General features: G+C 57.9%; 26 protein-coding genes. 14 read left to right on the top strand and 12 right to left on the bottom strand.

Features of this window, described 5'->3' with window-relative positions:
• The first annotated feature begins 71 nt into the window (after positions 1 to 71).
• The 5 genes from rpoH to trmB all read left to right on the top strand — a co-directional run bounded on the left by rpoH (position 72) and on the right by trmB (position 3,317).
• Positions 72 to 935, top strand: coding sequence for an RNA polymerase sigma factor RpoH (gene rpoH / locus T9A_RS11770; RefSeq protein ID WP_035248615.1), 864 nt, complete (start codon positions 72 to 74; stop codon positions 933 to 935).
• 92 nt (positions 936 to 1,027) lie between these two features.
• Positions 1,028 to 1,396, top strand: a complete 369-nt coding sequence (locus T9A_RS11775) for a DUF423 domain-containing protein (RefSeq protein ID WP_035248618.1) — start codon at positions 1,028 to 1,030, stop codon at positions 1,394 to 1,396.
• A gap of 8 nt (positions 1,397 to 1,404) precedes the next feature.
• Positions 1,405 to 1,602 (top strand): sulfur carrier protein ThiS, encoded by a 198-nt coding sequence (gene thiS / locus T9A_RS11780; protein WP_035248621.1) that lies wholly within the window; start codon positions 1,405 to 1,407, stop codon positions 1,600 to 1,602.
• A gap of 52 nt (positions 1,603 to 1,654) precedes the next feature.
• The gene (locus tag T9A_RS11785) at positions 1,655 to 2,434 is read left to right on the top strand and encodes a thiazole synthase (protein WP_035248624.1); all 780 of its coding nucleotides are present in this window, start codon (positions 1,655 to 1,657) and stop codon (positions 2,432 to 2,434) included.
• Positions 2,435 to 2,600: 166 nt separating this feature from the next.
• Complete coding sequence (gene trmB, locus T9A_RS11790; RefSeq protein WP_035248627.1) at positions 2,601 to 3,317, top strand: tRNA (guanosine(46)-N7)-methyltransferase TrmB; 717 nt, start codon at positions 2,601 to 2,603, stop codon at positions 3,315 to 3,317.
• A 97-nt stretch (positions 3,318 to 3,414) separates the two neighbouring features.
• Here trmB and T9A_RS11795 read toward each other — a convergent pair whose 3' ends face one another.
• Positions 3,415 to 4,716: an MFS transporter gene (locus T9A_RS11795; RefSeq protein WP_035248631.1), complete on the bottom strand. Its 1,302-nt coding sequence runs from the start codon at positions 4,714 to 4,716 to the stop codon at positions 3,415 to 3,417.
• Between the two features lie 90 nt (positions 4,717 to 4,806).
• Here T9A_RS11795 and T9A_RS11800 point away from each other — a divergent pair, with 90 nt between their 5' ends.
• The 5 genes from T9A_RS11800 to T9A_RS11820 all read left to right on the top strand — a co-directional run bounded on the left by T9A_RS11800 (position 4,807) and on the right by T9A_RS11820 (position 8,674).
• A complete protein-coding gene (locus T9A_RS11800; protein WP_035248633.1) occupies positions 4,807 to 5,322 on the top strand; it encodes a hypothetical protein in 516 nt (171 codons plus the stop codon).
• Between the two features lie 96 nt (positions 5,323 to 5,418).
• A complete protein-coding gene (metX, locus tag T9A_RS11805) occupies positions 5,419 to 6,621 on the top strand; it encodes a homoserine O-succinyltransferase MetX (RefSeq protein WP_156964895.1) in 1,203 nt (400 codons plus the stop codon).
• Positions 6,614 to 7,204: a methionine biosynthesis protein MetW gene (metW, locus tag T9A_RS11810; RefSeq protein ID WP_035248636.1), complete on the top strand. Its 591-nt coding sequence runs from the start codon at positions 6,614 to 6,616 to the stop codon at positions 7,202 to 7,204. Before metX ends, metW begins: the two co-directional genes overlap by 8 nt.
• A gap of 119 nt (positions 7,205 to 7,323) precedes the next feature.
• Positions 7,324 to 7,911, top strand: coding sequence for an RdgB/HAM1 family non-canonical purine NTP pyrophosphatase (gene rdgB, locus T9A_RS11815; RefSeq protein WP_035248640.1), 588 nt, complete (start codon positions 7,324 to 7,326; stop codon positions 7,909 to 7,911).
• Positions 7,912 to 8,230: 319 nt separating this feature from the next.
• Positions 8,231 to 8,674 (top strand): hypothetical protein, encoded by a 444-nt coding sequence (locus T9A_RS11820; RefSeq protein ID WP_035248643.1) that lies wholly within the window; start codon positions 8,231 to 8,233, stop codon positions 8,672 to 8,674.
• Here T9A_RS11820 and T9A_RS11825 read toward each other — a convergent pair.
• Entirely contained in the window at positions 8,665 to 9,114 is a 450-nt protein-coding gene (locus T9A_RS11825; RefSeq protein ID WP_198030666.1) for a YaiI/YqxD family protein, read from the bottom strand. The genes T9A_RS11820 and T9A_RS11825 overlap by 10 nt on opposite strands.
• A gap of 170 nt (positions 9,115 to 9,284) precedes the next feature.
• Between T9A_RS11825 and hemW the strand changes: the two genes are divergently transcribed.
• Positions 9,285 to 10,433: a radical SAM family heme chaperone HemW gene (gene hemW / locus T9A_RS11830; protein ID WP_035248649.1), complete on the top strand. Its 1,149-nt coding sequence runs from the start codon at positions 9,285 to 9,287 to the stop codon at positions 10,431 to 10,433.
• A 66-nt stretch (positions 10,434 to 10,499) separates the two neighbouring features.
• A complete protein-coding gene (locus T9A_RS11835) occupies positions 10,500 to 11,255 on the top strand; it encodes a TetR/AcrR family transcriptional regulator (protein ID WP_035248651.1) in 756 nt (251 codons plus the stop codon).
• A gap of 184 nt (positions 11,256 to 11,439) precedes the next feature.
• Here T9A_RS11835 and T9A_RS11840 read toward each other — a convergent pair whose 3' ends face one another.
• From T9A_RS11840 to mutM, 4 genes are all read right to left on the bottom strand, one after another.
• Complete coding sequence (locus T9A_RS11840; protein ID WP_156964896.1) at positions 11,440 to 14,370, bottom strand: Ig-like domain-containing protein; 2,931 nt, start codon at positions 14,368 to 14,370, stop codon at positions 11,440 to 11,442.
• 14 nt (positions 14,371 to 14,384) lie between these two features.
• Positions 14,385 to 14,900, bottom strand: a complete 516-nt coding sequence (locus tag T9A_RS11845; protein ID WP_035248657.1) for an outer membrane beta-barrel protein — start codon at positions 14,898 to 14,900, stop codon at positions 14,385 to 14,387.
• Positions 14,901 to 14,967: 67 nt separating this feature from the next.
• On the bottom strand, positions 14,968 to 15,303 hold the full coding sequence (locus tag T9A_RS11850) for a hypothetical protein (RefSeq protein WP_035248658.1): 336 nt from the start codon (positions 15,301 to 15,303) through the stop codon (positions 14,968 to 14,970).
• 176 nt (positions 15,304 to 15,479) lie between these two features.
• Complete coding sequence (gene mutM, locus T9A_RS11855; RefSeq protein WP_035248661.1) at positions 15,480 to 16,289, bottom strand: bifunctional DNA-formamidopyrimidine glycosylase/DNA-(apurinic or apyrimidinic site) lyase; 810 nt, start codon at positions 16,287 to 16,289, stop codon at positions 15,480 to 15,482.
• Positions 16,290 to 16,417: 128 nt separating this feature from the next.
• On the opposite strand from mutM, the gene T9A_RS11860 reads away from it, so the two are divergent.
• Both T9A_RS11860 and T9A_RS11865 read left to right on the top strand, forming a co-directional pair.
• Complete coding sequence (locus T9A_RS11860) at positions 16,418 to 18,397, top strand: hydantoinase/oxoprolinase family protein (RefSeq protein WP_035248664.1); 1,980 nt, start codon at positions 16,418 to 16,420, stop codon at positions 18,395 to 18,397.
• Between the two features lie 207 nt (positions 18,398 to 18,604).
• Positions 18,605 to 19,798 carry a DesA family fatty acid desaturase gene (locus T9A_RS11865; protein ID WP_035248666.1) on the top strand — a complete coding sequence of 398 codons (1,194 nt, stop codon included), beginning with the start codon at positions 18,605 to 18,607 and terminating at the stop codon, positions 19,796 to 19,798.
• 195 nt (positions 19,799 to 19,993) lie between these two features.
• Here T9A_RS11865 and T9A_RS11870 read toward each other — a convergent pair whose 3' ends face one another.
• The 6 genes from T9A_RS11870 to T9A_RS11895 are packed head-to-tail and all read right to left on the bottom strand — an operon-like array spanning position 19,994 to position 25,669.
• Positions 19,994 to 21,751, bottom strand: a complete 1,758-nt coding sequence (locus tag T9A_RS11870; protein WP_035248669.1) for a Tad domain-containing protein — start codon at positions 21,749 to 21,751, stop codon at positions 19,994 to 19,996.
• A 22-nt stretch (positions 21,752 to 21,773) separates the two neighbouring features.
• Positions 21,774 to 22,046, bottom strand: coding sequence for a hypothetical protein (locus T9A_RS11875; RefSeq protein WP_035248672.1), 273 nt, complete (start codon positions 22,044 to 22,046; stop codon positions 21,774 to 21,776).
• A complete protein-coding gene (locus T9A_RS11880) occupies positions 22,043 to 22,714 on the bottom strand; it encodes a tetratricopeptide repeat protein (RefSeq protein WP_035248674.1) in 672 nt (223 codons plus the stop codon). Before T9A_RS11880 ends, T9A_RS11875 begins: the two co-directional genes overlap by 4 nt.
• 15 nt (positions 22,715 to 22,729) lie before the next feature.
• Entirely contained in the window at positions 22,730 to 23,599 is an 870-nt protein-coding gene (locus T9A_RS11885; RefSeq protein ID WP_035248676.1) for a type II secretion system F family protein, read from the bottom strand.
• Complete coding sequence (locus T9A_RS11890; RefSeq protein WP_035248678.1) at positions 23,592 to 24,512, bottom strand: type II secretion system F family protein; 921 nt, start codon at positions 24,510 to 24,512, stop codon at positions 23,592 to 23,594. Before T9A_RS11890 ends, T9A_RS11885 begins: the two co-directional genes overlap by 8 nt.
• Positions 24,509 to 25,669, bottom strand: coding sequence for a TadA family conjugal transfer-associated ATPase (locus T9A_RS11895; RefSeq protein ID WP_035248681.1), 1,161 nt, complete (start codon positions 25,667 to 25,669; stop codon positions 24,509 to 24,511). Before T9A_RS11895 ends, T9A_RS11890 begins: the two co-directional genes overlap by 4 nt.
• Between the last annotated feature and the right edge of the window lie 5 nt (positions 25,670 to 25,674).

The following is a 25,674-nucleotide window of genomic DNA, read 5'->3' on the forward strand; positions in this document are numbered from 1 at the left end:
CAAAGAACCGAGTGCTAAGATCAGCGGCACATACAGGACATAGACTGGTCTTCAACGAGGAGACAACGCGCATGACAAACCCTTCAACGCAAGCACAGGCGCTGATGTTGGCCGTACCGGGTAATAACCTGGACGCCTACATGCGAGCCGTTAATGCCGTGCCGGTTCTCAGCGCAGACGACGAACAACGTTTGGCAGGACAGTATTTCTACGAACAGGACGTGGATGCCGCCCGCAACTTGGTACTCGCGCACCTGCGGTTCGTAGTGCACATCGCCCGCAGCTACACCGGCTATGGTTTGCCCCTGGGCGATCTGGTCCAGGAAGGCAATGTGGGCCTGATGAAAGCGGTGAAACGCTTCGACCCCACCAAGGGCGTACGCCTGGTGAGCTTCGCGGTGCACTGGATCAAGGCGGAAATCCACGAATATGTGATCAAGAACTGGCGCATCGTCAAAGTGGCCACCACCAAGGCCCAGCGCAAACTGTTCTTCAACCTGCGCGGGCAAAAGAAGCGCCTGGGTCGCCTGAGCATGGAAGAAGCGCAACGAGTGGCCGATGATCTGGGCGTTACTGCCATCCAGGTAAAAGAAATGGAAGGCCGCCTGGGTGCCTACGACGCCAGTTTCGATGGCCCCACCAACGACGACGAGGACAGCACCGTAGTGTCCCCGGCCGCGTACCTGCACAGCGACAACAGCGATCCCGCGGACCTGCTGGCCGAACAGGATCAGCAGGAACGGGAAAGCCGCCAACTGGGCTCAGCCCTGATGGCGCTGGACGAACGCAGCCGCGACATCCTCGAGCGCCGCTGGCTGGCCGATCAGAAGTCCACCCTGCAGGACCTGGCGAACGAGTACGGCGTGTCCGCCGAGCGTATCCGCCAGCTGGAAAACAACGCCATCAAAAAGCTGCGTAACGCCATCGCAGCGTAACGCCGACCGCAAAAAGCCCCTCCTTCGAGGGGCTTTTTATTTTCACCGGTTACGTGCTGCGCGCATGCCTGCAAGCGGGTAACATACCGTCCATGAAAATTCTCCTCGTACTCGGCGCCCTTAACGGCGCACTGGCCGTTATCCTCGGCGCCTTCGGTGCCCATGGCCTGAAATCCCGCGTGGATGAATCCATGCTTGCCGTGTGGTCCACCGCCAGCGAATACCATTTCTACCATGCCCTGGCGATGCTGCTGTGTGGGTTGCTGGCCAGGGCGTTTGGCGCCAGCGGCATGGTCACCGCTGGCTGGGTGCTGTTTGCCGGCACCCTGGTTTTCAGTGGTAGCCTGTATGTGCTGGTGCTCAGCGGTCAGAAATGGATCGGCGCCATTACCCCGCTGGGCGGCACCGCACTGATCATTGGCTGGCTGATGCTGGCCTGGTCCCTGTTCAAGGCAGTTTGATCTCTATCATGAAGCTTACCGTCAACGGCGATACCCTGACTCTGGATGGCACCACCATCGCGGATCTGGTCACTCAGCTGAATCTGGCCGGCCGCCGCCTGGCGGTGGAAGTGAACCGGGACATCGTCCCGAAAAGTCAGCATGACGATTTCACCCTGAACGATGGCGATGTGGTGGAAATCGTCCATGCCATCGGCGGTGGCTGACACCACCCGGACCCTATTTATTACGCAGTAACCCGAACCGAGGCGAGGCCCCATGTCCGACCTGCTCACTATTGCCGGCAACACCTATTCTTCCCGACTGCTGATCGGCACCGGCAAGTACAAGGATTTCGAGGAAACCCGCGAGGCTATCGAAACCAGTGGCGCCGAGATCGTCACCGTGGCCATTCGCCGTACCAATATTGGCCAGAACGCAGACGAGCCCAACCTGCTGGATTTCATCAACCCGGACAAGTACACCATCCTGCCCAACACCGCCGGCTGTTTCTCCGCCGAGGATGCGGTGCGCTGTTGCAAGCTGGCGCGGGAACTGCTGGACGGCCATGATCTGGTAAAGCTGGAAGTGCTGGGTGACCAGAAAACCCTGTATCCGAACATTACCCACACCCTGCGAGCGGCCCGGGAACTGATCGATGACGGCTTCAAGGTGATGGTCTATACCAACGATGACCCGATTGTGGCCAAGGAACTGGAAGACATGGGCTGTGTGGCGGTAATGCCGCTGGGTTCACTGATCGGGTCCGGACTGGGCATTCTCAACCCGCACAGTATCCGCCTGATCCTGGAAGAGGCGAACGTGCCCATCATCGTGGATGCCGGCGTCGGCACCGCCTCCGACGCCGCCCTGGCCATGGAAATGGGCTGTGACGGCGTGCTGCTCAACTCCGCCGTGGCCCATGCACAGAAACCAGTATTGATGGCTTCCGCCATGAGAAAAGCGATCGAAGCCGGGCGCGAAGCTTTCCTGGCCGGGCGCATGCCCCGAAAGGCGTATGCCTCAGCCTCTTCACCGCTGGACGGCATCAGTCGATAAAAAAAAGGCGCCGATCTTGGGGGAGAGTCGGCGCCGGGGTAATGGGGTTTTCAATACCATGACTTGCAGGGTGATAATCACCCACTTGCCATCAAGGTGACGTGAACCCCACCCACTCGCGGTTTTTGCTACAATCGCTCCCCGCTTCAACTCACCTGGCAGCCCCATGCTCGATTTCATCAAACAGGATCAAGACCCGGAAACCGGCAAGGTCATGCGCAAGGTGCGCAGCTTTGTGTTGCGCGAGGGCCGCCTCACCGCCGGACAGCGTAATGCGCTGGATAGCCTCTGGCCGCAATTTGGCCTGGAGCGCGCCGATGGAGTGCTGGATCCACAAGCGGTCTTCGGTCGCGATGCCCCTCGGGTTCTGGAAATTGGCTACGGCATGGGGCACTCCCTGGCGGATATGGCGCAGGCCGATCCAGACAAGGATTTTATCGGCATCGAAGTGCATCGCCCGGGAGTGGGGGCCCTGCTGATGGAAATCCAGCAGCGCGGCCTGAGCAACCTGCGCAGCTATTGCGATGACGCGGTGGAGATTCTCGAGCTATGCATCCCGGATAACAGCCTGGCCCGGGTGCAACTCTACTTCCCCGACCCCTGGCACAAGAAAAAACACCATAAGCGCCGCATCGTTCAACCCGCCTGGGTGGCCCTGGTGCATCGCAAGCTGCAGCCCGGCGGCGTGCTGCACATGGCCACGGACTGGGAGAATTACTCCGAATACATGATGGAAGTGATGAACGACGCCGAAGGCTTCACCAATACCGCCGGTACCGGACAATTCTCACCCCGGCCATCATGGCGCCCGGAAACCAAATTTGAACGGCGCGGTGAAAAACTGGGGCACGGGGTGTGGGATCTATTGTTTGAAAAAAGCTAAGCCCTCCCCGTTGGAGCTTTGTTCACAAAGCGAAAAGTGGACGCCCTTGCCTCTCTCGCTCTTCGCTTTGTGAACAAAGCTCCAACAAATACGCGTATTACACGTCTTTCAGCAATCTCGCACTGAGCACTCCCACCGCGCCCATACCCCCCAACACCAGCAAGGCCCAGTCATTGCCCAACAGTGCCACCCCCGCACTGATGCCACCCACTGCCAGCAACAGAAAGCCAATAACGGTATTACTCACTGCGGTGTAGTCCGTGCGCTTGGTGCCACCCGCCATGTCCACCATGTAGGTCTTGCGACCGATGCGCACGCCGGCATGGGCAATGGCCAGCACGAAGAAGGCCAGCGGATACAGCCAGTGGAGCCAATCCGCCTGCGGACCCCAGGCGGCGAACCCACCGGCCAGCAGACAGACCAGCGCCGCCAGCCCACCGCCCCGCACCATCACATTACGGCTGGAGGTGTCGGCCATATAGCCCCAGACCGTGGCGCTGACGGTACTGGCCAGGCTGGAGGCCAGCACGAAGCTGCCCAGCAGCAGCGGCAGCGAGGCCTGCTCCTGGGCCACCAGTACCAGGAACGGCGAGGCCAGCGACGACGCCATCAGCAAGGCGCGGGTGATCACGAAACGGCGGAAAGGGGCATCGGTTTTCAGCAGGCTGAGACTGGCCAGCGCTTCCTTGAAAGCGTTATTGCCGCCTTCGCTGGCCCCCGGATACTCGTCTACGCTAAAGAACACCGCCGCAGCCACTAACCAGGCCACCCCTGCCGACGCCAACAACGCACCATAGAACGCCATGGACGGATCCTCACCTCCGCGGAAGATCACCAGTGACAGTGCGAACGTGATGGCGCCCGACAGCGTGGCAGACAGCCCGGTAAGGCGGCCACGGCGAGACTTGGGGATGCACTTCCCCTGCACATCCTTCATGGCCACGGAACAGAAGCCGCGACTGATACTGAACAGAACCAACAAACCGATAATCGCCAGACCTGCCTGCATGCCCTCCAGCAACCAGACCGCTGCGGCCATTGCCAGCACGGCGATACCCTGCAGCGCCGCCCCCAGGGTCCAGAAGCCCTTGCGTACCGGGTAGCGACGCACCAGCGCACCGATCATCAACTGGGGAATCAGCGAGCCGGATTCACGAATGGGCACCAGTAACGCGGCAAGATAAGACGGCGCCCCTACCGCGGTGATCAGCCAGGCCAGCACGGTTTTCGGGTTGATCAACAGATCGCCGATCTTGGTCAGGGTATTGGCGCAAATGATACGAAAGAAATTCCCGGGCACCTCCCGACAGGCGGCATCACTGATGTCCGTGCAGGTACGTGCGTCTTCCTCGTTGGCCACCTGGGCGTAGAGGCGGTCGAGAAGATCCTGTTTTGCCATGCTTCACCCCATCTTGATCACTTTTTGACCCGGCACTCACTGTGGCAGGCTTAGCGTGAACCCAACATATAACGACGGAGGGTAAGACGCATGTATCGGGTTTACTATCTCGTTCCCAACCTGCAACAGGTCTCCAACGCGATCACCCGCCTGGATACCGCCGGTATCGGTGGAGATCGTATTCATGTCATGGCACGGGATGCCGGTGAGCTTGATCGTCACGGCATCAACGCCACCACCCCCTGGGAAGATACCGACATCATGAGTAATGGCTACAGCGGCGCCACCCGCGGCCTGCTGATCGGTCTGCTTGCCGGTTATGCCATCGCGTTCATTGATCCATGGGGCGTGGATGCCCATCTGGGAGTATGGCTGCTGACTGCCCTGTTTTTCACCTGCTTCGGTGCCTGGGCCGGCGGTCTACGCGGTATTTCCCAGTCCAATCATCATCTGGCCCCCTATCTGCAGTCAGTGAAAAACGGCAATTACCTGCTGCTGATTGATGTGGATCGAAAACATGAACGCAATCGCGTCCACCAGGCGCTGGATCATCACATCGACATCCGCAACCAGAGCGAAGAGGAACATTTCTCCCCTCTGGGATAAATCATCCACTGATTAACAGGCCAACCGCCCGGTCGCCGATTGCACGGCCACCGGGCGGGCTTTAGACTTTGCGGCATCCTTTGCAAGCGAGTCATCATGCCGCAACAGATCCCCGACGACGCTCCATGGTCTGCTGAAGACTCTGTAGGTCTGGTCGAGCCCAGAACGCTCCAGTTTGATACTGCTCTCGAACTGGAATGCGGCCGTACCCTGACGTCCTACGAGCTGGTCTATGAGACCTATGGCACCCTCAACAGCAACGCCTCCAATGCGGTGCTGATCTGCCATGCCCTGTCCGGCCACCACCATGCCGCCGGCTATACCAGCAAGAGCGACAAGCGCCCCGGCTGGTGGGATGCCTGCATCGGGCCCGGCAAGGTGATCGATACCAACCGCTTTTTCGTGGTCAGCCTGAACAATCTGGGTGGCTGTCACGGCTCCACCGGCCCCGCGTCCATCAACCCGGAAAGCGGTCAGCCCTGGGGGCCGGACTTCCCCATGATGACGGTGAAGGACTGGGTGAACAGTCAGGCCAGGCTGGCAGATGTGCTGGGAATTTCCCGCTGGGCGGCGGTGATCGGCGGCAGCATGGGCGGCATGCAGGCACTGCAGTGGTCCATCGACTACCCGGACCGACTCAGTCATGCGGTGGTCATCGCCGCGGCGCCGAAACTGTCTGCCCAGAACATTGCCTTCAATGAAGTGGCGCGCCAGTCGATTCTTACCGACCCCAACTTCCACGGCGGGCGCTATTACCTGCACGACACCTATCCCCGTCAGGGACTAATCCTGGCGCGCATGGTCGGCCATATCACCTACCTAAGCGACGACGCCATGCGCATGAAGTTCGGTCGCGACCTGCGTGCCGGCCGCTTCCATTTCGGCTTCGACGTGGAATTCCAGGTGGAATCCTATCTGCGCCATCAGGGCGAAGTGTTCTCGCGCAATTTCGACGCCAACACCTACCTGCTGATGACCAAGGCGCTGGATTATTTCGACCCGGCCCGGGAGTTCGATAATTCCCTGGAAACCGCCCTGGCAAAGCCGGAGTGCAAGTTCCTAGTCATGTCTTTCACGTCGGATTGGCGCTTTGCGCCGGAGCGCAGCCGGGAAATCGTCAACGGCCTGGTCCATGCCGGCCGTGATGTGAGCTACGCGGAAATCGATACGCCCAAAGGCCACGACGCCTTCCTGCTGGATATTCCCGAATACACCAAGCTGTTCGGCGCCTACATGCACAGGGTCGCCAACGAAGTGGAAAACGGCGTCAACAATGTGGAGGCAGGCGACCATGCGTGATGACCTGCAACTGATCAGTGACTGGATCCCCGCTGACGCCAGCCTGCTGGACCTGGGCTGTGGTGACGGCACCCTGCTGGCCCACCTGCAACACCACAAGCAGATCCGTGGCTACGGCCTGGAGATCAACCAGGACAACCTGGCGGCCTGTTTTGAAAAAGGCGTCAATGTACTGGAACAGGATCTGGACGAAGGCCTGGGCAATTTCCAGAATCATCGTTTCGATTATGTGGTGATGACCCAGGCCCTGCAGGCCGTGCTACGCCCGGACCAAATCCTCAATGAAATGCTGCGCGTGGGTCGCGAAGCGATTATCACCTTCCCCAATTTCGGCCACTGGCGGGTGCGCGCCTACCTGGGTCTGAAAGGACGCATGCCGGTGTCTTCCACGCTGCCCTACGAGTGGTACAACACGCCCAACATCCACTTGTGCACGGTGCAGGATTTCGAAACCCACTGTCGCAAGAGCAATATTCGCATCCTGGAACGGCAGGTAATCAACCGCCGCCATCGCAGCGGCCTGTTGGCAAGACTATGGCCGAACCTGTTCGGAGAAATTGCGATCTATCGGGTGACGGTATAAAAGCAGCTACGAGCTAAACAGTTGGATAACAAAGAGCCGGGCACTCAAGTTCCAGGCTTTTCTCTTTTCCTCGCAGCTCGTCGCTAGAAGCTCGCCGCTAACGACGTCAGGAGTTTTCCATGGAAAAAATCGTTCTTGCCTCCGGCAACGCCAAAAAACTCGCCGAAATGCAGCAACTGCTGGCGCCACTGAATATTGAGGTGGTGGCCCAGAGTGAGTTTTCCGTGCCGGAAGCGGATGAAACCGGTACCACCTTTGTGGAAAACGCCATTATCAAGGCCCGCAATGCCAGCAAATACACCGGCCTGCCCGCCATCGCCGATGATTCCGGCATTGAAGTGGCAGCACTGAAAGGAGCCCCTGGGGTGTACTCAGCGCGTTTTTCCGGGGTCGGCGCCACCGATGCCAAGAACAATGCCTTGCTGGTGGAAATGCTGACCGATGCGCCGGACGTCTCCCGTAACGCCCGCTACGTAGCCGTGATCGTGCTCATGCGCCACGAGGATGATGCCACCCCGCTGATCTGCCAGGGCACCTGGGACGGAGAAATCGTACTGGAACCCCAGGGAGAGCAGGGCTTCGGCTATGATCCGCATTTCTTTGTTAAAGAAAAGCACTGCACCGCCGCCCAGTTGCCCGCGCAAGAAAAAAACGCACTCAGCCACCGGGGCAAGGCCATGGCCCAGCTGATCCAGGCCCTGCAGTAATGTTCTCCAGTCACCTTCACCCGTGTATCTTCCAGGCCTGTTAGCATGGACTTCACGTGCAGCAGGGATGCCATTATGCGAACACGACAACTTGCCGTCGCCAGTGCCCTGACATCACTCGTCTCACTGGCCCAAGGCAGTGGCCTGGAGGGCAGCTTCCAGTCTCAGTGGCAAAGCCGCTATGTGACCGAAGGGCGAGACAACCTGGACGGCAACCCTCTGGTCTCCGCTGCCGTTGACCTGACCCGCCAGGCCCATCACCGCCGGGGTCTGGCAGGCCTGGGCCAATGGCAGCGATTACCGGGAAAACAATCTCTTCGTGGAATACGCTCCCTACGTGGAGCACTGGAGCCCCTACCTCAACGTCACCTACCTGCAGTTTCACCCGCAGGGTGCGGATGATGTGGAAACCGGCGCCGGTTTTACCGCGCCGCTTCAGCCCTGGCTATCCGTATCTCTGGATGGCACCTGGAGCAAACAGGCCTCTGGCGCTTTCTATGCTCTGACACTGCACGCCCGGAGAGAACTGGCCCCCGATTGGACCGGTAAACTTCATATCACCCAGACCTACGATGACGGCTATGCCAGTGAGGATTACAACGGCCCGAATCACAGGGAGGTGGGCGCTCATTTACTCTGGGACGTACTGCCGGCACTGGAACTGCATGCGGGCTGGCAACATAGCTGGGCCGGGGAAGACGTACGCCGGGACGGCGGTAATGACCTCAGCTGGGGCCAGATCGGCCTGACCAGCTATTTCTGAACACGAGCCAGCCAGCGATCCAGGGCATTGGCGAATCTCGCCTTGTCCTGACCCGAATAACTGCTGGGGCCGCCGGTCTGCATACCGGCCGAGCGCATCTCTTCCATGAAATCGCGCATATTCAACCGCTCGCGCACGGTATCCTTGTCCAACCAATGCCCGTGTGGCGTTACCGCCTCCGCCCCCTTGGCGACCACCTCTGCCGCCAGCGGGATATCCTGGGTCACCACCAGGTCCCCCGGCTCGCAGCGGCGCACAATCTCGTTATCGGCCACGTCAAAGCCCTGTCTCACCTGAATGGCACGGATCAACGCAGAGCGCGGCACTGCCACCGGTTGATTGGCCACCAGAGTGCACGGAACCTGCACCCGCTGAGCCGCCCGAAACAACACCTCTTTCACCGGCCGCGGACACGCGTCGGCATCTACCCAGATATGCACCATATAAACCAGTTGATAATTGACAGTGAACAGTTGACAGCGAAAACCCTGGAAGCCCCATAGCTCGACGCAACTCTTTGTTTTTCCCTGTCAATTGTCAACTATCAACTGTCAACTATTCTGCTACCATGCCCACACTTTCCCATTGCTACAGCGCTCCTCCAACTCTCATGCCCCTCAAGAACCCACCCCTCTCCCTGTACATCCACACTCCCTGGTGTGTGCGCAAATGCCCCTATTGCGATTTCAATTCCCATGAGCGGGGTGAATTGCCAGAGGCGGCTTATCTGCAGGCATTGCTGAAGGATCTGGATCAGGATCTATCGCTGATCGGGGATCGGCCAGTGGAAACCGTGTTTATTGGTGGCGGCACGCCGAGTTTGCTGTCCGGGGATTTTTATCAACAATTGTTTCAGGGTATCCGGCAACGGCTATGCCTGACCGATCAGGCTGAAATCACTCTAGAGGCCAATCCTGGCACGGTGGAAGCGGGTCGCTTTGCCGGCTTTCGGGAGGCTGGCATCAACCGGCTGTCTATCGGGGTGCAGAGCTTTAACAATGCGCACCTTCAAGCCCTGGGCCGCATCCATGATGCCAGTACCGCCATTGATGCCGCCCGCCAGGCCCGGGAGGCCGGCTTCACCACCTTCAACCTGGATATCATGCATGCCCTGCCCGGCCAGAGCCGGGCCCAGGCCCTGGATGACCTGCAACAGGCCATTGCGCTGCAGCCGACACATCTGAGCTGGTACGAGCTAACCATCGAGCCGAACACCGTCTTCTACCGCTCCCCCCCCGACCAGCCCGCACCCGACAGCATGGCCGATACCGAAGAGGCCGGCTTTGCCCTGCTGGCCAGCGAGGGGTTTCAGCGCTATGAGGTTTCTGCCTTTTCCCTGGACGGCCATGCCTGTCGGCATAACCTGAATTACTGGCAATTCGGCGATTACCTGGGTATCGGCGCAGGCGCCCACGGCAAGATCACCGATGCCGCCCGGGGCACCATCCACCGCTACCAGAAAACCCGTAAGCCGGAAGACTATCTGGCCCACCCGGAACAGGCCCGCCGCCAGTTCCAGCCAGTGACAGAAGATGACCGCTTGTTCGAATCCCTGATGAACGGCCTGCGACTCGTGGAGGGTATCCGGTTACAGACTGTAGAGGACAACACCGGCCTTCCTGCGGCACAATGGATAAAGAATCTGGGGGAACTCCGGCAACAGGGACTGCTGGAGGTCACCGCTCAGCGACTGCATTGCACCGACAAGGGCATGCACCACCTGAACGGGGTATTGGCGAAGCTGGCAGAGGCGCTATGACAAAGCGCTTGAACCACTCCCCAATGCTATCCACACTGTTTCCATGCATCACAACAGATACCGACTATGATCAAGACACGGAGCGGGCGCGAACAGGCGCTGGCAGAGCGCGAACAACTGTTTATCGAAGCCACCCGCCAGCAATTGTGCAACGAAGGCCTGCTCGGCATCCAGATGGCTGCCATTGCCCGGAGATGTAATTTCGCTACCGGCACGCTGTACCACCACTTTGCCTCGAAAGAGGATCTGCTTATCGCGGTCTGCACGGAGTTGACCACGACTCGCCGGGACTACTTCCAGCGCGTCGCCGACTCCGAGCTCAGCACCCGTGACAAGATGCTGGCCTTCGCCGTGGCCTATGCCCTGTTTGCCCAGCACTACCCGGAACACTTCCGGCTGGAACAATATGTAATGACCGAAGTGGTCTGGCACGCAGCGTCTGCCAATCGCCGCGAACAAATGCTGGAAGCAACCCAACCCATCGGCCGCATGGTGGAGCAGGTAGTCAAGGACGCCATGGAAAATGGCGAACTGGAAACCCACGGCCTGGCGCCGCTGGCTTTCAGCATCGGCCAATGGTCCATGAGCATGGGCATGCACACCCTGATCCATGCGGAAGGGATTCTGGACATGTATGACCTGAAAGACCCCTACCGGATGCTGCTGCGCAATATCCAGCTACAGCTCAATGCCATGAAGTGGCAGCCGCTGGCTGGCGATCCCTTTGACGATGCTGAACTCGACCAGAAAGTGGATGACTTGTGCAGAACGCTCTTCAGTGATCTGTGCAGTGAAAAGAAGCATTGCCTGGCTCTGGGATAATTCACCTACCCACTACTAGTGGCAGACTCTCCCCCACAGGCCCAAGCGACCAGTTTGGGCTGCATACTATATGTTACAACAAGCACAGACCCCAACCCGCCCTCGCAATCTGAATACTTGAACCCATAAAAAACGGCCTAGGCACTTAGACACCTAGACCGTTTCAAAAACCGCAACTATTGAATCAGTTTACTGGCACGATCCGGCTTATTGCGCGACCAGTAGGCGGATCCACCGTAATCACCAGCGGCAAGAAATTTTGCCCCTCGGGGTTTTTGGTGAATGCGAATGAGCAGAATTCTGGCTCGGAAGTCGAACCAATCGTACATTCTGTTGCACCTGCCGATAGCAGCATATCCCCAGGATCGACCGAAATGGTTGTGCCCTCCTCAGGAGCGTTACCGTTCAGATCTGCCACCATTGGAGAAATGGTAAAACCACCCACATCGGCATAAGTGACGCTTTGAATAAACCCTTCTGAGGATACGGTTACCCCGCTCACTGGGCTGCCTGCTACAGAATCAACAAAAAGCGCGTCAGCCCACCCTTGCGGGGAATCGTTACTTCCACTGGCAAGCCAGGCCTGCTCAGAAACCCATTCGGCGCTGCTCAAATCCGCATTGGCCATAAAAGGATACAGCTGAACATTTGCGGTAGAAGATACGATCACCAGCTGTCGTCTTACGTAGATCCGGCAATCCCCTCCCTGAGCACAATCGCCATTGATGCCGTTATACTCACCATTACGCTGCTGGTAGCTTCCTGCATTTTCAATATTGAAGAAAACATTATTAGGCGGAGCACCATACAACCCGGTTTCATTGGCATCCACGAATGGGTCTGGCAAATCCACATAGACCCGATCACTATTATCCGCCGCCGTTCCCCAGATTGAATCACCATTGGTGTCGATAAAAGATTCGACGCCAGGCGTATAAGCGAGAACCGTACTACGACCAAAACGATCATGGAAACCACACCCAAATCGGGCCACACCATACTGAGAGACAAACTCTCCAGGCTGCGCAGTCACACAGGTCCGCCCTTTCTTAGAGGCATCGAACTTTTCTTCTCGCAAACCCTGGCTGGTCCAGGTTACCGAACAGGTACCATCTACTGTCTGACAACTGGATCCAATTTTTCCCAACTCGGACACAAACTGAACATTAGTGCCATCCGGCACAGGGTTGCCGAATTGATCAGCCGCACTGGCGATCACCTGAGTCGGTGTATTTAGAATACTGCCACCAGCAGGAGATGGGTTTTGTGAACCAACAGCAATTCGAAAGTTCTCCTGTACCGGCAGCCCGGCACTGATTGATAGCGCATTTGTACTAGTGGTGACTGCAGGGAGAGCGGTGAGCGTCGCCTGGACTGCCAACGAGGTGGGCACAGTACCGGAGTTCACCTGTACACTGACCTCACCCTGGGAATTGCTCTGACGGACAATTTCCGTCTGGCCACCGGCAAATACAATACCGCCGATGGTCGTGGAGAGGGTAAACGTCACATCCGCAGGGGAGGTGAGCGGCGTACCGTTCTCGTCTTTCAGCAGGAATAGCAAGGTAGCACTTTCCTGGCCACCCACAGATGCAGAGCCCTTGATGCTCAGCTGACCGTCAGCCGGATCCGAACCAAGATATTCGATGGAAGACGGCGCCGCATTCTCGATGGCGATTGTGCCGGACTGGGCTTGAAGCTGCTCGCCGTTCACGGTTGCAAACGCACGGATACTGTCAGAATCACAACCCGCACCGGCAGTATAGGTCACCGTGACGACGCCGCTGCGAGCAATCTTGCTGGCCTCCACCTGAGAGGTACCACAATTTACGCTCTGGAAAGTCACTTCCGTTTCGTCGGTGTAGGCTGTACCCGCAGTCACATTACGAAGGTTACCGGTGACGGTAATCGTGCTACCGGCAGCAATGTCATCGTTGCTGAGGCCCAATACCCCTTCCTGAAAGCTGGCGCCATCATCGAAACCAAATTGCACTTCATCCTGAACCGCATTGAAAACCCGCTCTTCGACCACGGTCTGGTTATCAAAATCAGTGGTTGCCTGAAGCGTACCCGCACCAGAATCATTGCCGATATCCAGTGACACCGTTGCCTGTCCTGACGCATTGGTCAGCACTTTACCGGTAGAGGGCGACAGAGTGCCCAGATCGGTGGAGAAAACCACGATCTTGTTCTGCTGGGTCGCCCCCGAGGAATTCCTCACCTCAACCGTAATATTTTCGGGCTGAGAAGAATTGATCTCCGTGGGCATCTGCACAAACGAAATGGTGCCAACCTGCACATCACTGCCGGAACCATCGGTAACGAAATTGACCGTAGCGTTCAAATTGCCATAGGAGGCGGCGGCGGCGGCGGCACCCGCGGAAGAACCCGCCGAGAGATTCGCGCTGGCACAGCCATTATTCTGTGTAAGGGCGGTACCGGAGGCTGGAGAAATCACCCCCAGGGAAGTCTGGAAGAAGATGACTTCACCCGGTACCGGGTCACCCTCCGAGTCCACCAGGCAGGCTTTTAACAACCCTAATTGATCACGACTGACTTCGGAGATGTTCACCGTATCATTCTGGTCACGCAGCACCAGGGACAACGCATTACTATTATCCACCGTTCCACCGCCGCCAGTCGCATCGCCCAGGGTTTCAAAGTTCACAATGCCCAGCGAGTCGGTGTTCGGAATACCTGCCACCAGTTGACCGGCGCCTTCTACATCACCAGCGCGAAGAACAATGGTCGCGACACCACTGGCATTCGTCAAAGCTGTACCGCCTTCTGGCGACAGCTCGCCCAGTGATGCCTGGAACTCGACAATGACACCTTCCTGGGGCACCCCATTTTGCGCAACAAATGCTCTTGCCCTTGCCGGGTTATCCGCTGAAATAGGGTTCATCGCGCTGCCAATGGCACCACCAGAAAGATCATTCAGACTAACGGATATGGAGAACCCGGACCCATCATCACTACCGGGGGTTCCTCCGTTTCCGGGGATCAGATCCTGGCTACTACCACCACCGCCACAGGCGGCCAGCATTAGCACCAACAGGCCCATCATAAAGCCTGGCAACAACCGCAAGGACGCCGCCTTATTCATCTCAGACATTTCCTTCCCCCACTTCAGAACTGATGAACCAGGCCTACTGATGGGCCTTTATAAGTTACATCCCCGATATCGTAATACTGGGTATATTCCACATTGACACCGAGACGTTCACCAAATATAAAATCGGCCCCTACACCATAGGAGACATCCTCAATGGTATTCTTGAAAGACCAGGATGCTCCTTCAAACTCTTCCTCCCCTGCGGTGAAACCGACTAATGCATAGGGACGAACCAAACCAAGCTGATAACCAAGAGACAGATACCCGCCGGCATGGTAGTTAAAGCGATATTCCGCATTGTTTTCAGAATGATCCGACAGGGTTGTGCCGAGCCGCATTTCAGCACTGACATACTCGTTAATATGTGCACCCAAACGAACAAAGATCTCACCGGTGTCGAAACGGTCACCCCGGAAGAAACGGTCATCCTGCTCCAGCTGGGTATAATTGATCCCGATAAAACCATCATCCGCTACTGACAAAGATGGCATCAGTACCAGCAAGGCGGCGGCCCCCGCAAATACTCTCATTGTTCTCTCCTTGGCGTCCAAACCAGGATCTGGACGTTTCTTTTTTTAAGGTCTGTCAGGTCGCTAGCTAGCGATCCATAGCGTTCTGTGCCGGAGTGCAACCCAGGCAGCGCAGGAATGTAGAGCGAGCCGGGGTTTTCACCAACACTTCAGCGGCTTCGTCTTCATTTTTTCCCAAAAGCGTGAAAGGCAAAGACACCGTGTAAACAGCGGTACCAACAATCGTCGCTCCCAGCATCAACGGACGCACCAGCAAAGTATCGGCGATCATGGCGATTTCACCTGGCCGGTTCCCTTCAATGTCGTCCATCTGACGAGCCTGTGCAGCAAGCGGAGACAGCGCCCCAAAGGCCATGCTGATCGCGAGTGCGGATGCCACTACCGGGCGCTTTGCTCGCTTCATGGTGATTCCCTCTTCGAGTCTTGATTCTTGTAGTTAAAGTATCGCTGACATTGTTCCAGCTAAGTCGTTAATATTCCGACAATTGCATCACAATCTACACCTTTGTTCGTAGCCCAGCAATAGGCTGAATGATCAATTCATGACCAGCGGCACCCGACTGCGGACCAGGTCTCATACTAGCGTTGGCATTGCGGGCAATAGCTGGTGCTGCGCTGGCCATGACGATCTGCCTTGAGCAACGCCTCGCATTGCGGGCAGGGCTGGCCGGCCCGACCATAGACATTCAGGGACTGGGCAAAATAGCCTGGCTGACCATCTGCACTGGTAAAGTCTTTCAGGGTCGTGCCGCCCGCCTCGATTGCCCTGGCCAGCACCACCCGGATGGCATTCGCCAACCGCTTGTAACGCTCCCGGGAAATCCGACCTGCCGCCCGGGAAGGATGGATTCCAGCAATAAACAGACTTTCCTGCGCGTAGATATTACCCACCCCGACCACCGTGGCGTTATCCATGATGAAGCTCTTCACCGCCACCTTGCGCCCCCGCGAGCGGGCAAACAGCCAGTCACCATGGAAGTCCTCACCCAAGGGTTCCGGGCCAAGTGCCGCCAGTAACGCATGGGGCTCGCCTCCAGGCTGATACAACACGCTGCCGAAACGTCGCGGATCGTTAAACCGCAGCACCTTGCCACTGTCGAGCAGCAGATCCACATGATCATGCTTGCGCAGAGGCAGAGCGGCCTCCACCACTCGCAAAGTCCCAGACATGCCGAGATGAATCATTACCTGGCCCGCCTCGAGCTCAATCAGCAGGTATTTAGCCCGTCGCCGCAGGGCAATGACCGGGCAATCCTTCAGCGCATACAGGGCGTCACTGACCGGCCATCGTAACCGTGACTCACGCACGGTAACGGCTTTCAGGGTGCGCCCTTCCAGGTGGGGGCGAATGCCTCTGAGGGTGGTTTCCACTTCGGGTAATTCGGGCATAGGAAAGTCAGTTGACAGTTGATAGTGGACAATTGACAGCTAAGGGCGTGCTGGCGCCAGCTATGTTACCTTGCTGCCAGTTTTTTTGTCTTTCGCTGTCAACTTTCAACTGTTAACTGTCAACTGATATGTCCGTTTCCTACTGGCTCGGCGTCGACACCGGCGGCACGTTTACCGATTTTGTGCTGCTCGGGGACGGCGAGCCGCGTATTCACAAGGTACTGTCCACTCCAACAGCTCCCGAACAGGCGATCCTGCAAGGCATTGGTGAGCTTGGGCTCGATGACGCCATGGCCGCGGGCCAGCTGGCCATCGTCCATGGCACTACGGTGGCTACCAACGCGGCGCTGGAAGGCAAAGGCGTCCACACGGTGCTGGTCACCAACCAGGGGCTGGAAGACATTCTGCGCATCGGCCGGCAGAACCGGGCAGAGCTTTATAACCTGACACCGACACCGCCCCCCTCAGTGCTGGAGACCTTGCCCGTTGCCGGCACATCTTGCCGGCTTGATGCCCAGGGCCAGGAAGTGACACCACTCAGTGAAGCGAGCCTGTCACAACTGGTGGAGGAGGTGCTTGCCCACCAGCCGCAATCTGTGGCCCTGTGTCTGCTGTTTTCCTATCTGAATCCGGCCCATGAGCAACGGATCCGCGAGGCCCTGGAAGTCACCGGCCTGCCGGTCAGTGCCTCCCACACCATTCTGCCCACCCGGGGTGAGTACGAACGTGGCATAGCCACTTGGCTGAATGCCTGGCTGGCCCCCAAGGTAGCCAACTATCTGCAGCGCCTTCAGCAGGCGACAAGCCCCGCGCCACTGGCAATTATGCAATCCCACGGCGGCACCATTGCCTCCGAGCAGGCCGCCGATCTGGCGGTAAACCTGCTGCTATCCGGCCCTGCCGGCGGCCTTGCCGCCGCCAAGCGACTGGGCGAACAGCTCCAGCAGCCGCAACTGATGACCTTTGATATGGGCGGCACCTCCACGGACGTTGCCCTGCTGGACGGCGACCTGCGACTCACCCAGCAGGGCCACATAGGCCCCTATCCAGTGGCGGTTCCCATGGTGGACATGCATACCATCGGCGCCGGTGGCGGCTCACTGGCCTATGTGGATGATGCGGGCCTGCTCCACGTGGGGCCGCATTCCGCTGGCGCCGACCCTGGGCCAGCCTGTTATGGACGTGGCGGTGACAGGGTCACGGTCACCGACGCCAATGTAGTGCTCGGCCGTCTGCAACCGGATTTCGCCCTGGGCGGCTCCCTGACACTGGATGTGGCCTCCGCGAAAAATGCCATGCAGCAGCTGGCAACACAGCTTGGGCTCGGCATGGAGGAAACGGCAGAAGGGGTATTGGCACTGGCCAATGAACACATGACCCAGGCACTACGGGTGATTTCCATTCAGAAAGGCTTCGATCCAGCGGATTTTGCCCTGCTCAGTTTTGGCGGTGCCGGCGGTCTTCACGTCTGCGCCCTGGCAGACAATCTGGGCATGCAGAGGGCCATTGTTCCCCGTCGTGCAGGTGTCCTTTCTGCCGAGGGGCTGGTGTATGCACCCCGTAAACGCGAACACCTCCAGGCGCTGCCCGAGGCCTCTGACGACACGACACTGCAATCCCTGATCACAGCCCTGCAACAACAGGGCAGCGAAGAACTGATTCAAGAAGGGGTCCCGGAGCGCGACATTCAGCACCAAGTCTTTGTGGATATGTGTTACCAGGGCCAGTCATCCGTATTACAGATTCCCTGGCAGAGCGCCGCCGCAGAGCGAGAAAAACGGTTTCACGCGGCCCATGAGCAGCGTTTCGGTCACCGCCTGGCACTGCCGGTACAACAGGTGAATATCAGGGTACAAAGCCTGGCCACCACCTATCCACCTCCCCAGCCGCCCCTGCCTGCGCGAACCGGCCAGGCAAATCGCCAAGCGCAGCTGCCCGGCGTGGACCCGCTGGTGACAGTTTATGACCGCGAGACCCTGGGCGCAGACCAGACCCTACATGGCCCGGCATTGATCAGTGAAGCGGTGGGAACGACCTGGCTCGCCCAGGGCTGGCAGGCCTCGGTGGACCAGTCCGGCCATTTGTTGCTGGACCGCTCTGACGCCTGACACCAATCACTGTAGTCGCCCTGAGTCCAGCACGCTGGTTTTGCTTATTTTGCGTCCTGCGTCAGGCCCAGGCGCTCTTTTTCCTACCGCTCATCCCCCCCTGGCCAACCCCTGGCCCAAAAGTCCGAATATGACCCGTTCGGCACCTTCTTCCTGTCATCCTGACTGGGCACAATAGGACTTCCGTTTTTACCTTGTGCGACTTTCATGCTGAATTATCTGAGCAACGGCCTGCTGGCCCCTAGCCTGGGTGTCCTGATTCTGATCACCTTGGCCATGACCCACATCACTATTGTCGGCGTCACTGTATACTTGCACCGCTATTCCGCCCACCGGGCCCTGGAATTGCATCCGGTGCTGAAACATTTTTTCCGCTTCTGGCTGTGGCTGACCACCGCCCAGAACACCCTTGAGTGGACCGCCATCCACCGCAAGCACCACGCCAAATGCGAAACCGAAGACGACCCGCACAGCCCGCAGGTCAAAGGCATCAAAAAAGTCCTCAGCGAAGGGGCCGAGCTTTATCGTGAAGAAGCGGAAAATCAGGAAACCCTGAAAAAGTATGGCGCCGGCTGCCCGGACGACTGGGTTGAGCGCAATATCTATTCCCGCTTCCCCATGGGCGGCGTGACTCTGATGGCGGTGATCGACCTGCTGCTGTTTGGTGCCGCCGGTATCACCGTGTGGGCGATTCAGATGATGTGGATTCCACTGTTCGCTGCCGGGGTCATCAACGGCATCGGTCATTACTGGGGCTATCGCAACTTCGAGTGCGCCGATGCCTCCCGTAACATTTCGCCGTGGGGCATCCTGATCGGCGGTGAAGAACTGCATAACAATCACCACACCTACCCCAACTCCGCGAAACTTTCCGTACGCCGCTTTGAGTTTGATATGGGCTGGGCCTGGATTCGTCTGTTTGAAATGCTGGGTATGGCCAAGGTGAAAAAAGTCGCTCCCAAACCGGCCTTCGAGAAAAGCGCCAGCAAAGTAGACCTGGATGCCCTGCGCGGCATCATGCAACATCGTTTCCAGGTAATGGCCACCTATCGCAAGACCGTCATCGTGCCGGTGTTCAAGCAGGAGCAGGCCCGCGCCTGTGACGCTACCCGCGATTTGTATGCCCGTGCCCACGCCCTTTTCCATCGGGACATAAGCCTGATCAAGCCCGGCCAGAAAAAGCGGCTGCAGAAGCTGACCGAAAGCAACGAAACCCTGGATGCCATCTACCAGTTTCGGTTACGCCTGCAGGACATCTGGACCCAGACCAGCCGTAATTCTTCGGAGATGGTAGAAGCTCTGGAGCAGTGGTATCACGATGCCCGAGAGTCAGGCATTGCGGCCCTGCAGGAGTTTGCCGACCAGCTGACTCGCTATCGGCCAGCGACTGTGTCGCACTGATTTTCAGTTGTCGAGCACCACAAAAAAGGCCGCATTTTTGCGGCCTTTTTTTGTGGTGCCAGGTTGGCAGTCTTCGAAGAACACGAAACTCAATATCCAGGCTGAAGCAGAGGAGAGGGCGCGAATAGGCAGAGTACTCCAGTGCCAACATCACCTCTGATTAGCCGTTTCCTAAAAGAGCGACCGAAAGGGCCATCACTGATCCGGCTGCTCAACCGCAATATTCTCGATCAGTTGGATACCATCCTGGTTGGCCGCACTGACATTAACGCTAATACCCCCCAGCCCAACACCCAGGGTTCGTAGCAAAGGATTGATAACAGCCTCCGCGAGGCTTGATATGACATCATTCAAAAGCACAAGCACCGGATCCACAATAGGGGTCAATAGCGGCGTCAGGTTAATCAAGCCAAAATTGCTCCTGAGAAGCGAAGCCTCATGAACCGTTATATCCAGATCCAGACCAGACAACCCATCACCCAGATCGTTGTGTTGTGACTGATCGCATCCTTCAATTGGATCACAATACAAATTATAGCGAGGGTCCATGAACACCGTTTCTTCAACACCGGGAACCTCCCCCTCCACTTCCGCGTTCAGATAAAGTATGCCTTCGATGGGGGGAAGCAGCCCAGACAACAGCGACAATCTACCAACATTTGCTTCCAATCGCTCTGGCAGTAACTCGCCCCCCGGCCCCAACCGCCCGGTTACAATACGAGCCACTTCCCGCTCAAGATTAACGCCAAACTCCACCGAGTTTGAGCGCCCTCTAGCGCAATCAGCGGAAATTAATTGGCCTTCGCCGCCGCCTGCATTGACGGCCAGAGGGACCGTTAAATCCGCAAGAGAAAATGTCAGCAGGGGACCCAGGCTTATCGGCAACAATTCTACCTGTGCGGATAACTGCAACGTCACATCCGGCGCATAAAAACGGGTGACCCATTCCCCATCCGCGTCCTGACGAGCAGGACCGACAGCTACAGTCGGTGGCTCACCCACGTTCAAGCCAAGGTCCACCGAATTAATATTGGCGATAAGCGGGACAGACAGGTTGTTGATAGTTAGCGGCAACGACAGCAGGCCGCCGGCTCCAGCCTGCTGCTGCTCAGCCAGATTGAGCACCAGGCTGATGACTAGATCATAGACAGGAAACTCACTGGAAGCAGGAACAGAGGCATTTTCCACCACATTGATAATGTCTCCCACTTTGACAGTATCGATTCCTTGGGCCGTTACAATATCATCCAATAGATCGGCAACCGGCGCCGTAACGTCTCCAACATCACCAATGGCCGCCGCTAATTCGGACGCATCAAGCGCCAGGAGATCCACCAGGTCATCAACACCGACTGCTGTCAACAAATCGCCTAATTGCACGGTGGTATTTTCTAGGCTGTTGAGGTCAGTCGGATCAAGACTGAACCCCGGCTGATTGAGAACAACGCCTAGCAAACTGCCCAGCAAGGTGGCATCACCGCCCACGCCTGCAGTGCTGCCAGCCGCACTGACGGTTGCCACCACCTCCTTGCGCACAGCAGCATTGACGGAAATATCAATGCCCCCGAACACCGATTGCGGCAACAGCATGGAAATCGGTTCTGTGCGGGTATAGCTCACCAGCACCGCATTACTTTGTTCGATAATATTGACGGGAGCGAAAGCCACCACACCATCATTATCGGTATCATCAATCACACCGAGCTGCACTTCCAGCTCTTCAGCAGCACCCTGAAAGCCTTGGGCGGCTGCCGCCGCCAATGCGCGCTGCTGGACAAGGGCAGTGCTGGGTGCTTGCCCACCACAGGCCTGAGCCTCTCCTGCTGCAGCCTGGGCCGCCACATTCACTTGAGCCTGCATATCACTGCGCAAACTGTAAAGGCGCGCACCATCCAGCGCCATGACCGTGAGGGTAATGACGATCAACAGCAACAGCGGGGTAATGACTGACAAGGCCCCGCGTTGCCGGAGACGGTTAATTGTCGTCTCGGGTCTGTTCACCGAAGCTTTCCGGAATCGCGGTACGGAAGGAGTCTGCCAGTCGGCGCTGGGTATCTACATAAAGCGGCGCTGACAGCTCACTCTGCCCTGCCGGGCGGGAGTCACGCTGCTGGTTAAGCAACCAGTCAGTCACTGTCTCGGATTCATTACTGACAACCTGCCCGGAAACACCAAAGCTATAGGTTTGCTGGGGCTCCGCTGCCAGAACCGCTCCAGGCAACACGAGTATCAAGGCCAGTTTTTTCATTGTCGGGTCCTCCCGAACTGTTCACTGAGTTTCTCGGCATAGGCGATTTCATCCTCCGAGAACCCATAATTGGACTGTAACGCTTGCAGCCCCTCACGGTCATCGGTCATCAGATAGGCCACTGCCAGGTTCTGACGAACCGGTCCCTTGCCATTCGCCAGCTCCAGAGCGGTTCGCAACTCGAAGGCAGCATCTTCATAGCGCCCCACCAGCATCAACGCATAGCCATAATCATTACGCACCTGAGAGGTGGCGGGCGCAAGGCTTCGTGCACGCTCCAGATGCGACAGTGCCGCCATGACCTCATGCCGCTTTAGCAGAACCATACCCAGCCCATGGCGGCTGCGACCATCATCACAGCGGTTGGCCAGGGTCCGGTATACCTGTTCGGCCTCATCAAGCTTGCCGGAAGCTGCCAGCAACTGGCCGTATCGCAACCAGTGGTCGATTGCGCCCATCGGCTTGCTTTCCAGCTGTGCCAGAGCCGCATAATTGCGCCCCTTGGCCATCAGAGTATCAACCATTTCCAGATCCACGCGCTGCTCTGGCTGCAATGCGTCCTTGCAGGCAATTGCTGATACATCCACTGTGCCGGGGGCCGACTCCGGCACTGACTGGTGGGCACAACCCGCCAGCAATACCAGTGCTCCCCAAACCATGCCACGCATGTTGTTACTCCCTTGTTATCGTGCCAATGCATCGGCGATGGAAATCACCGCCGGTCCGCCGATCAAGATAAACAGTGCTGGCAGCATGAACGCCATCATTACCACCGTCATCTTGGCGCCGATCCGGTTAGTTTCCTCCCGGATGCGGCTACGTTCCACGTTCTGGGCTTCTTCAATAATCTGATCCAGGCTAGCTGAGACACCCGCCCCCAGTTGGCTGCTTTGCTTCATCAGCACCACATAGCTACGCAACACTGGAATACGCTTGTTTTCACCCAGTTCATCCAGCGCCTGTGTGCGCTCCGCACCAGACTTCATCAGCCGGTTAAAACGATCTATCCGCATAATGAGGATGGGTAGAAGTGGTCGACCCTGGCGGCCGATGATACGCAGCACTCGTTCCAGCGAGAGACCCGCCTCCATCAGCATCCGCGTCATATGACAAAGCTCCACGGCTTCCAGATTCTGTCGCAATTCGGCCTGAGCGCCCATGCCGCGAATCATCCGCCGCGGCACAATAAATCCCGCTGCCGATGCCAGCAGGCCACCCAACAGACCGAACACCAGAAATCCCACTAGAGCCACCAGGCCCGGCAACAGCCAGCAGGACAGCAGGTAGATAACCTGGGATTGTTCGCGGCTTTTGCCCATGCCTGCCAACGCCTGGCGAATCTCCTGATAATCGCCGGAAGCGACAGAGGAGTCCGTCAATGCACTGGAAAGCTTCCAAAGCCAGAACCCCCGATCCTCATCGTCCCGATGACTGCCGCTATCCTGCAAACGCTGACTAACGCGCGCACGCAGCGCCCAGTCCCGGGTCTTGTATACCAGCCACAAGGACAACGCAGACAGAAGAATGGCGACTATCAGCAGCGCATTATTCACGGCCCACCCCCTGGATCATTCGCCAGATCACCAGCACGCCCACACCCTGCAGGATGCCGGCGATCATCAGCATGGTATGGCCGGTATCCGTGTTCAGCAGAACCTCGGCATACTTCTCGTTGATCAGCATCATGTACGCAGCCATACCCAGTGGCAGCAGGGTAAAGGCACCGGCTGTAAAACGGGTTTCAGCCGTTGAGGCAAGAAATTCCCGACGCAGCTCCTGCTGGGAGCGAAGCGAGGTGGCCACCTGCTCAAGTACCGGCCTAATGGAGGAACCAAACCGGGCAGAAGTGCGTAATGCAATGGAAACCAGCACCAGAGACGACACCTGGTAAAGTCTGGAAAAATCTTCAAACAGGCCGGTGTAATCCCGTCCCGATTCAATGGCACTGCGCAACCGGAAGGTCAACGGCGCAAACACGGGTGGCGCATCCTGAAAAGATTCCAGCAGGGACGCTTCCAGAGACCGGCCCGCACTCATATAGCGCAAAGTGGATTCCATGATTCCAGGCAGGGACTCAAAAATCATGCGTCGCTGTTGCTGGAAGCGAAACCGCCAATACATCCACAGGCTCGCCGCCAACAGGGCCAGCACTACAGCAGCCGCAATGAACCCCGAAGATGCCAGCACCAGCACCACGATCAGGAAGATAACAATACCGAGTAACGACAACTGTACTCTGGACAGGCGGATATCGGCCCGCAATAACAGCCGCTCCAGCGGCCCCGCCACCACTCGCACCTGTCCCGGCTCACCACCGATTTCCATCCGCTGCTGCAAACGCTGGCGCACCCGCTCGGTGAGCAGGCTACGTTGCCGGTAGCGAAACCAGACGAGCTGCATCAGCACGGTCAGCACGGCAATAATGCCGAGCATCTGCGCCATGCCGAGCAACTCCACTGCACTCATGCCTGACTCCTGTACAGGTAATCCATGTGATAGAGATCATTTTCCGTAGGCGTCAGCGCCACCACCTCGCTGACGCGACGGCGACCATCGGGCAACCTTTCCAGCTGAATGATGATATCCAGCGCCGAGCCGATCAGTCGGCCGATAGCGGTTTCGCTGGCTTCATAGCCACTGACCGCCAGCAAGGTTTCGATCCTCACCAGAGCATCGCGGGTGCTATTGGCATGAATGGTGCTCATGGAACCATCATGGCCGGTGTTCATGGCCTGGAGCAATTCGATGATCTCGTTGGAACGTACCTCACCGAGGATAATCCGGTCCGGGCGCATCCGCAGGGCGTTGATGACCAACTCCCGGGCACTGATTCGGCCCCTACCCTCTGTGTTGGCCGGGCGGGTTTCCAGACGAACCACATGGGGATGGTTGAGCACCAGTTCGGCAGAATCCTCAATGGTGAGGATGCGCTCCTGGCGAGGAATATACTGGCTGATCAGGTTCAGCATGGTGGTCTTACCAGTACCCGTACCGCCACTAATAATGATATTTCGCTGCGATTCCACTGCCTTGACCATGGTGTCCAGGCACGCTTCGGTCAGGGAGCCGCTGTCAATCAGCTCCTGTGCGCTCAGATGGTTACCGGTGAATTTACGGATACTGATACTGGGGCCGTCCAGAGCCAGCGGCGGAATGATCGCATTGACCCGGGAACCATCCGGCAGCCGGGCATCCACCATGGGGCTGGATTCATCCAGCCGGCGCCCCAGGGGAGCCAGCATGCGACGAATCACCCGTACTACATGGTCATCATTGATGAACCGCACCGATGCCTTTTGTAGCACCCCGGCCACCTCAATAAAGACGCTGTCCGGACCATTGACCAGAATATCGTTGATCCGCGGGTCTGCCAGCAAAGGCTCCAGCGGCCCGTAGCCGGTCACTTCGTCCAGCGTATCGCGCACCAGCTGATTAAGGTCCTGGGTGGACAGGGGCACCCGGTTAAGAGCGATATGCTGCCCTGCGGCGGTTCGGACAAAATCCGCAAGCTGATCTCGGCCGGTATTACCTACCTCGATGCCTTCTTCATCCAGCCGCTCCACCACCCAGCGATGAGTGCGATCCTTGAGGTGCTGGTACTCCGCGTCGATTCGTCCCGCCACAAGTG

The organism is Alcanivorax jadensis T9, from assembly GCF_000756655.1.
GTDB lineage: Bacteria > Pseudomonadota > Gammaproteobacteria > Pseudomonadales > Alcanivoracaceae > Alcanivorax > Alcanivorax jadensis.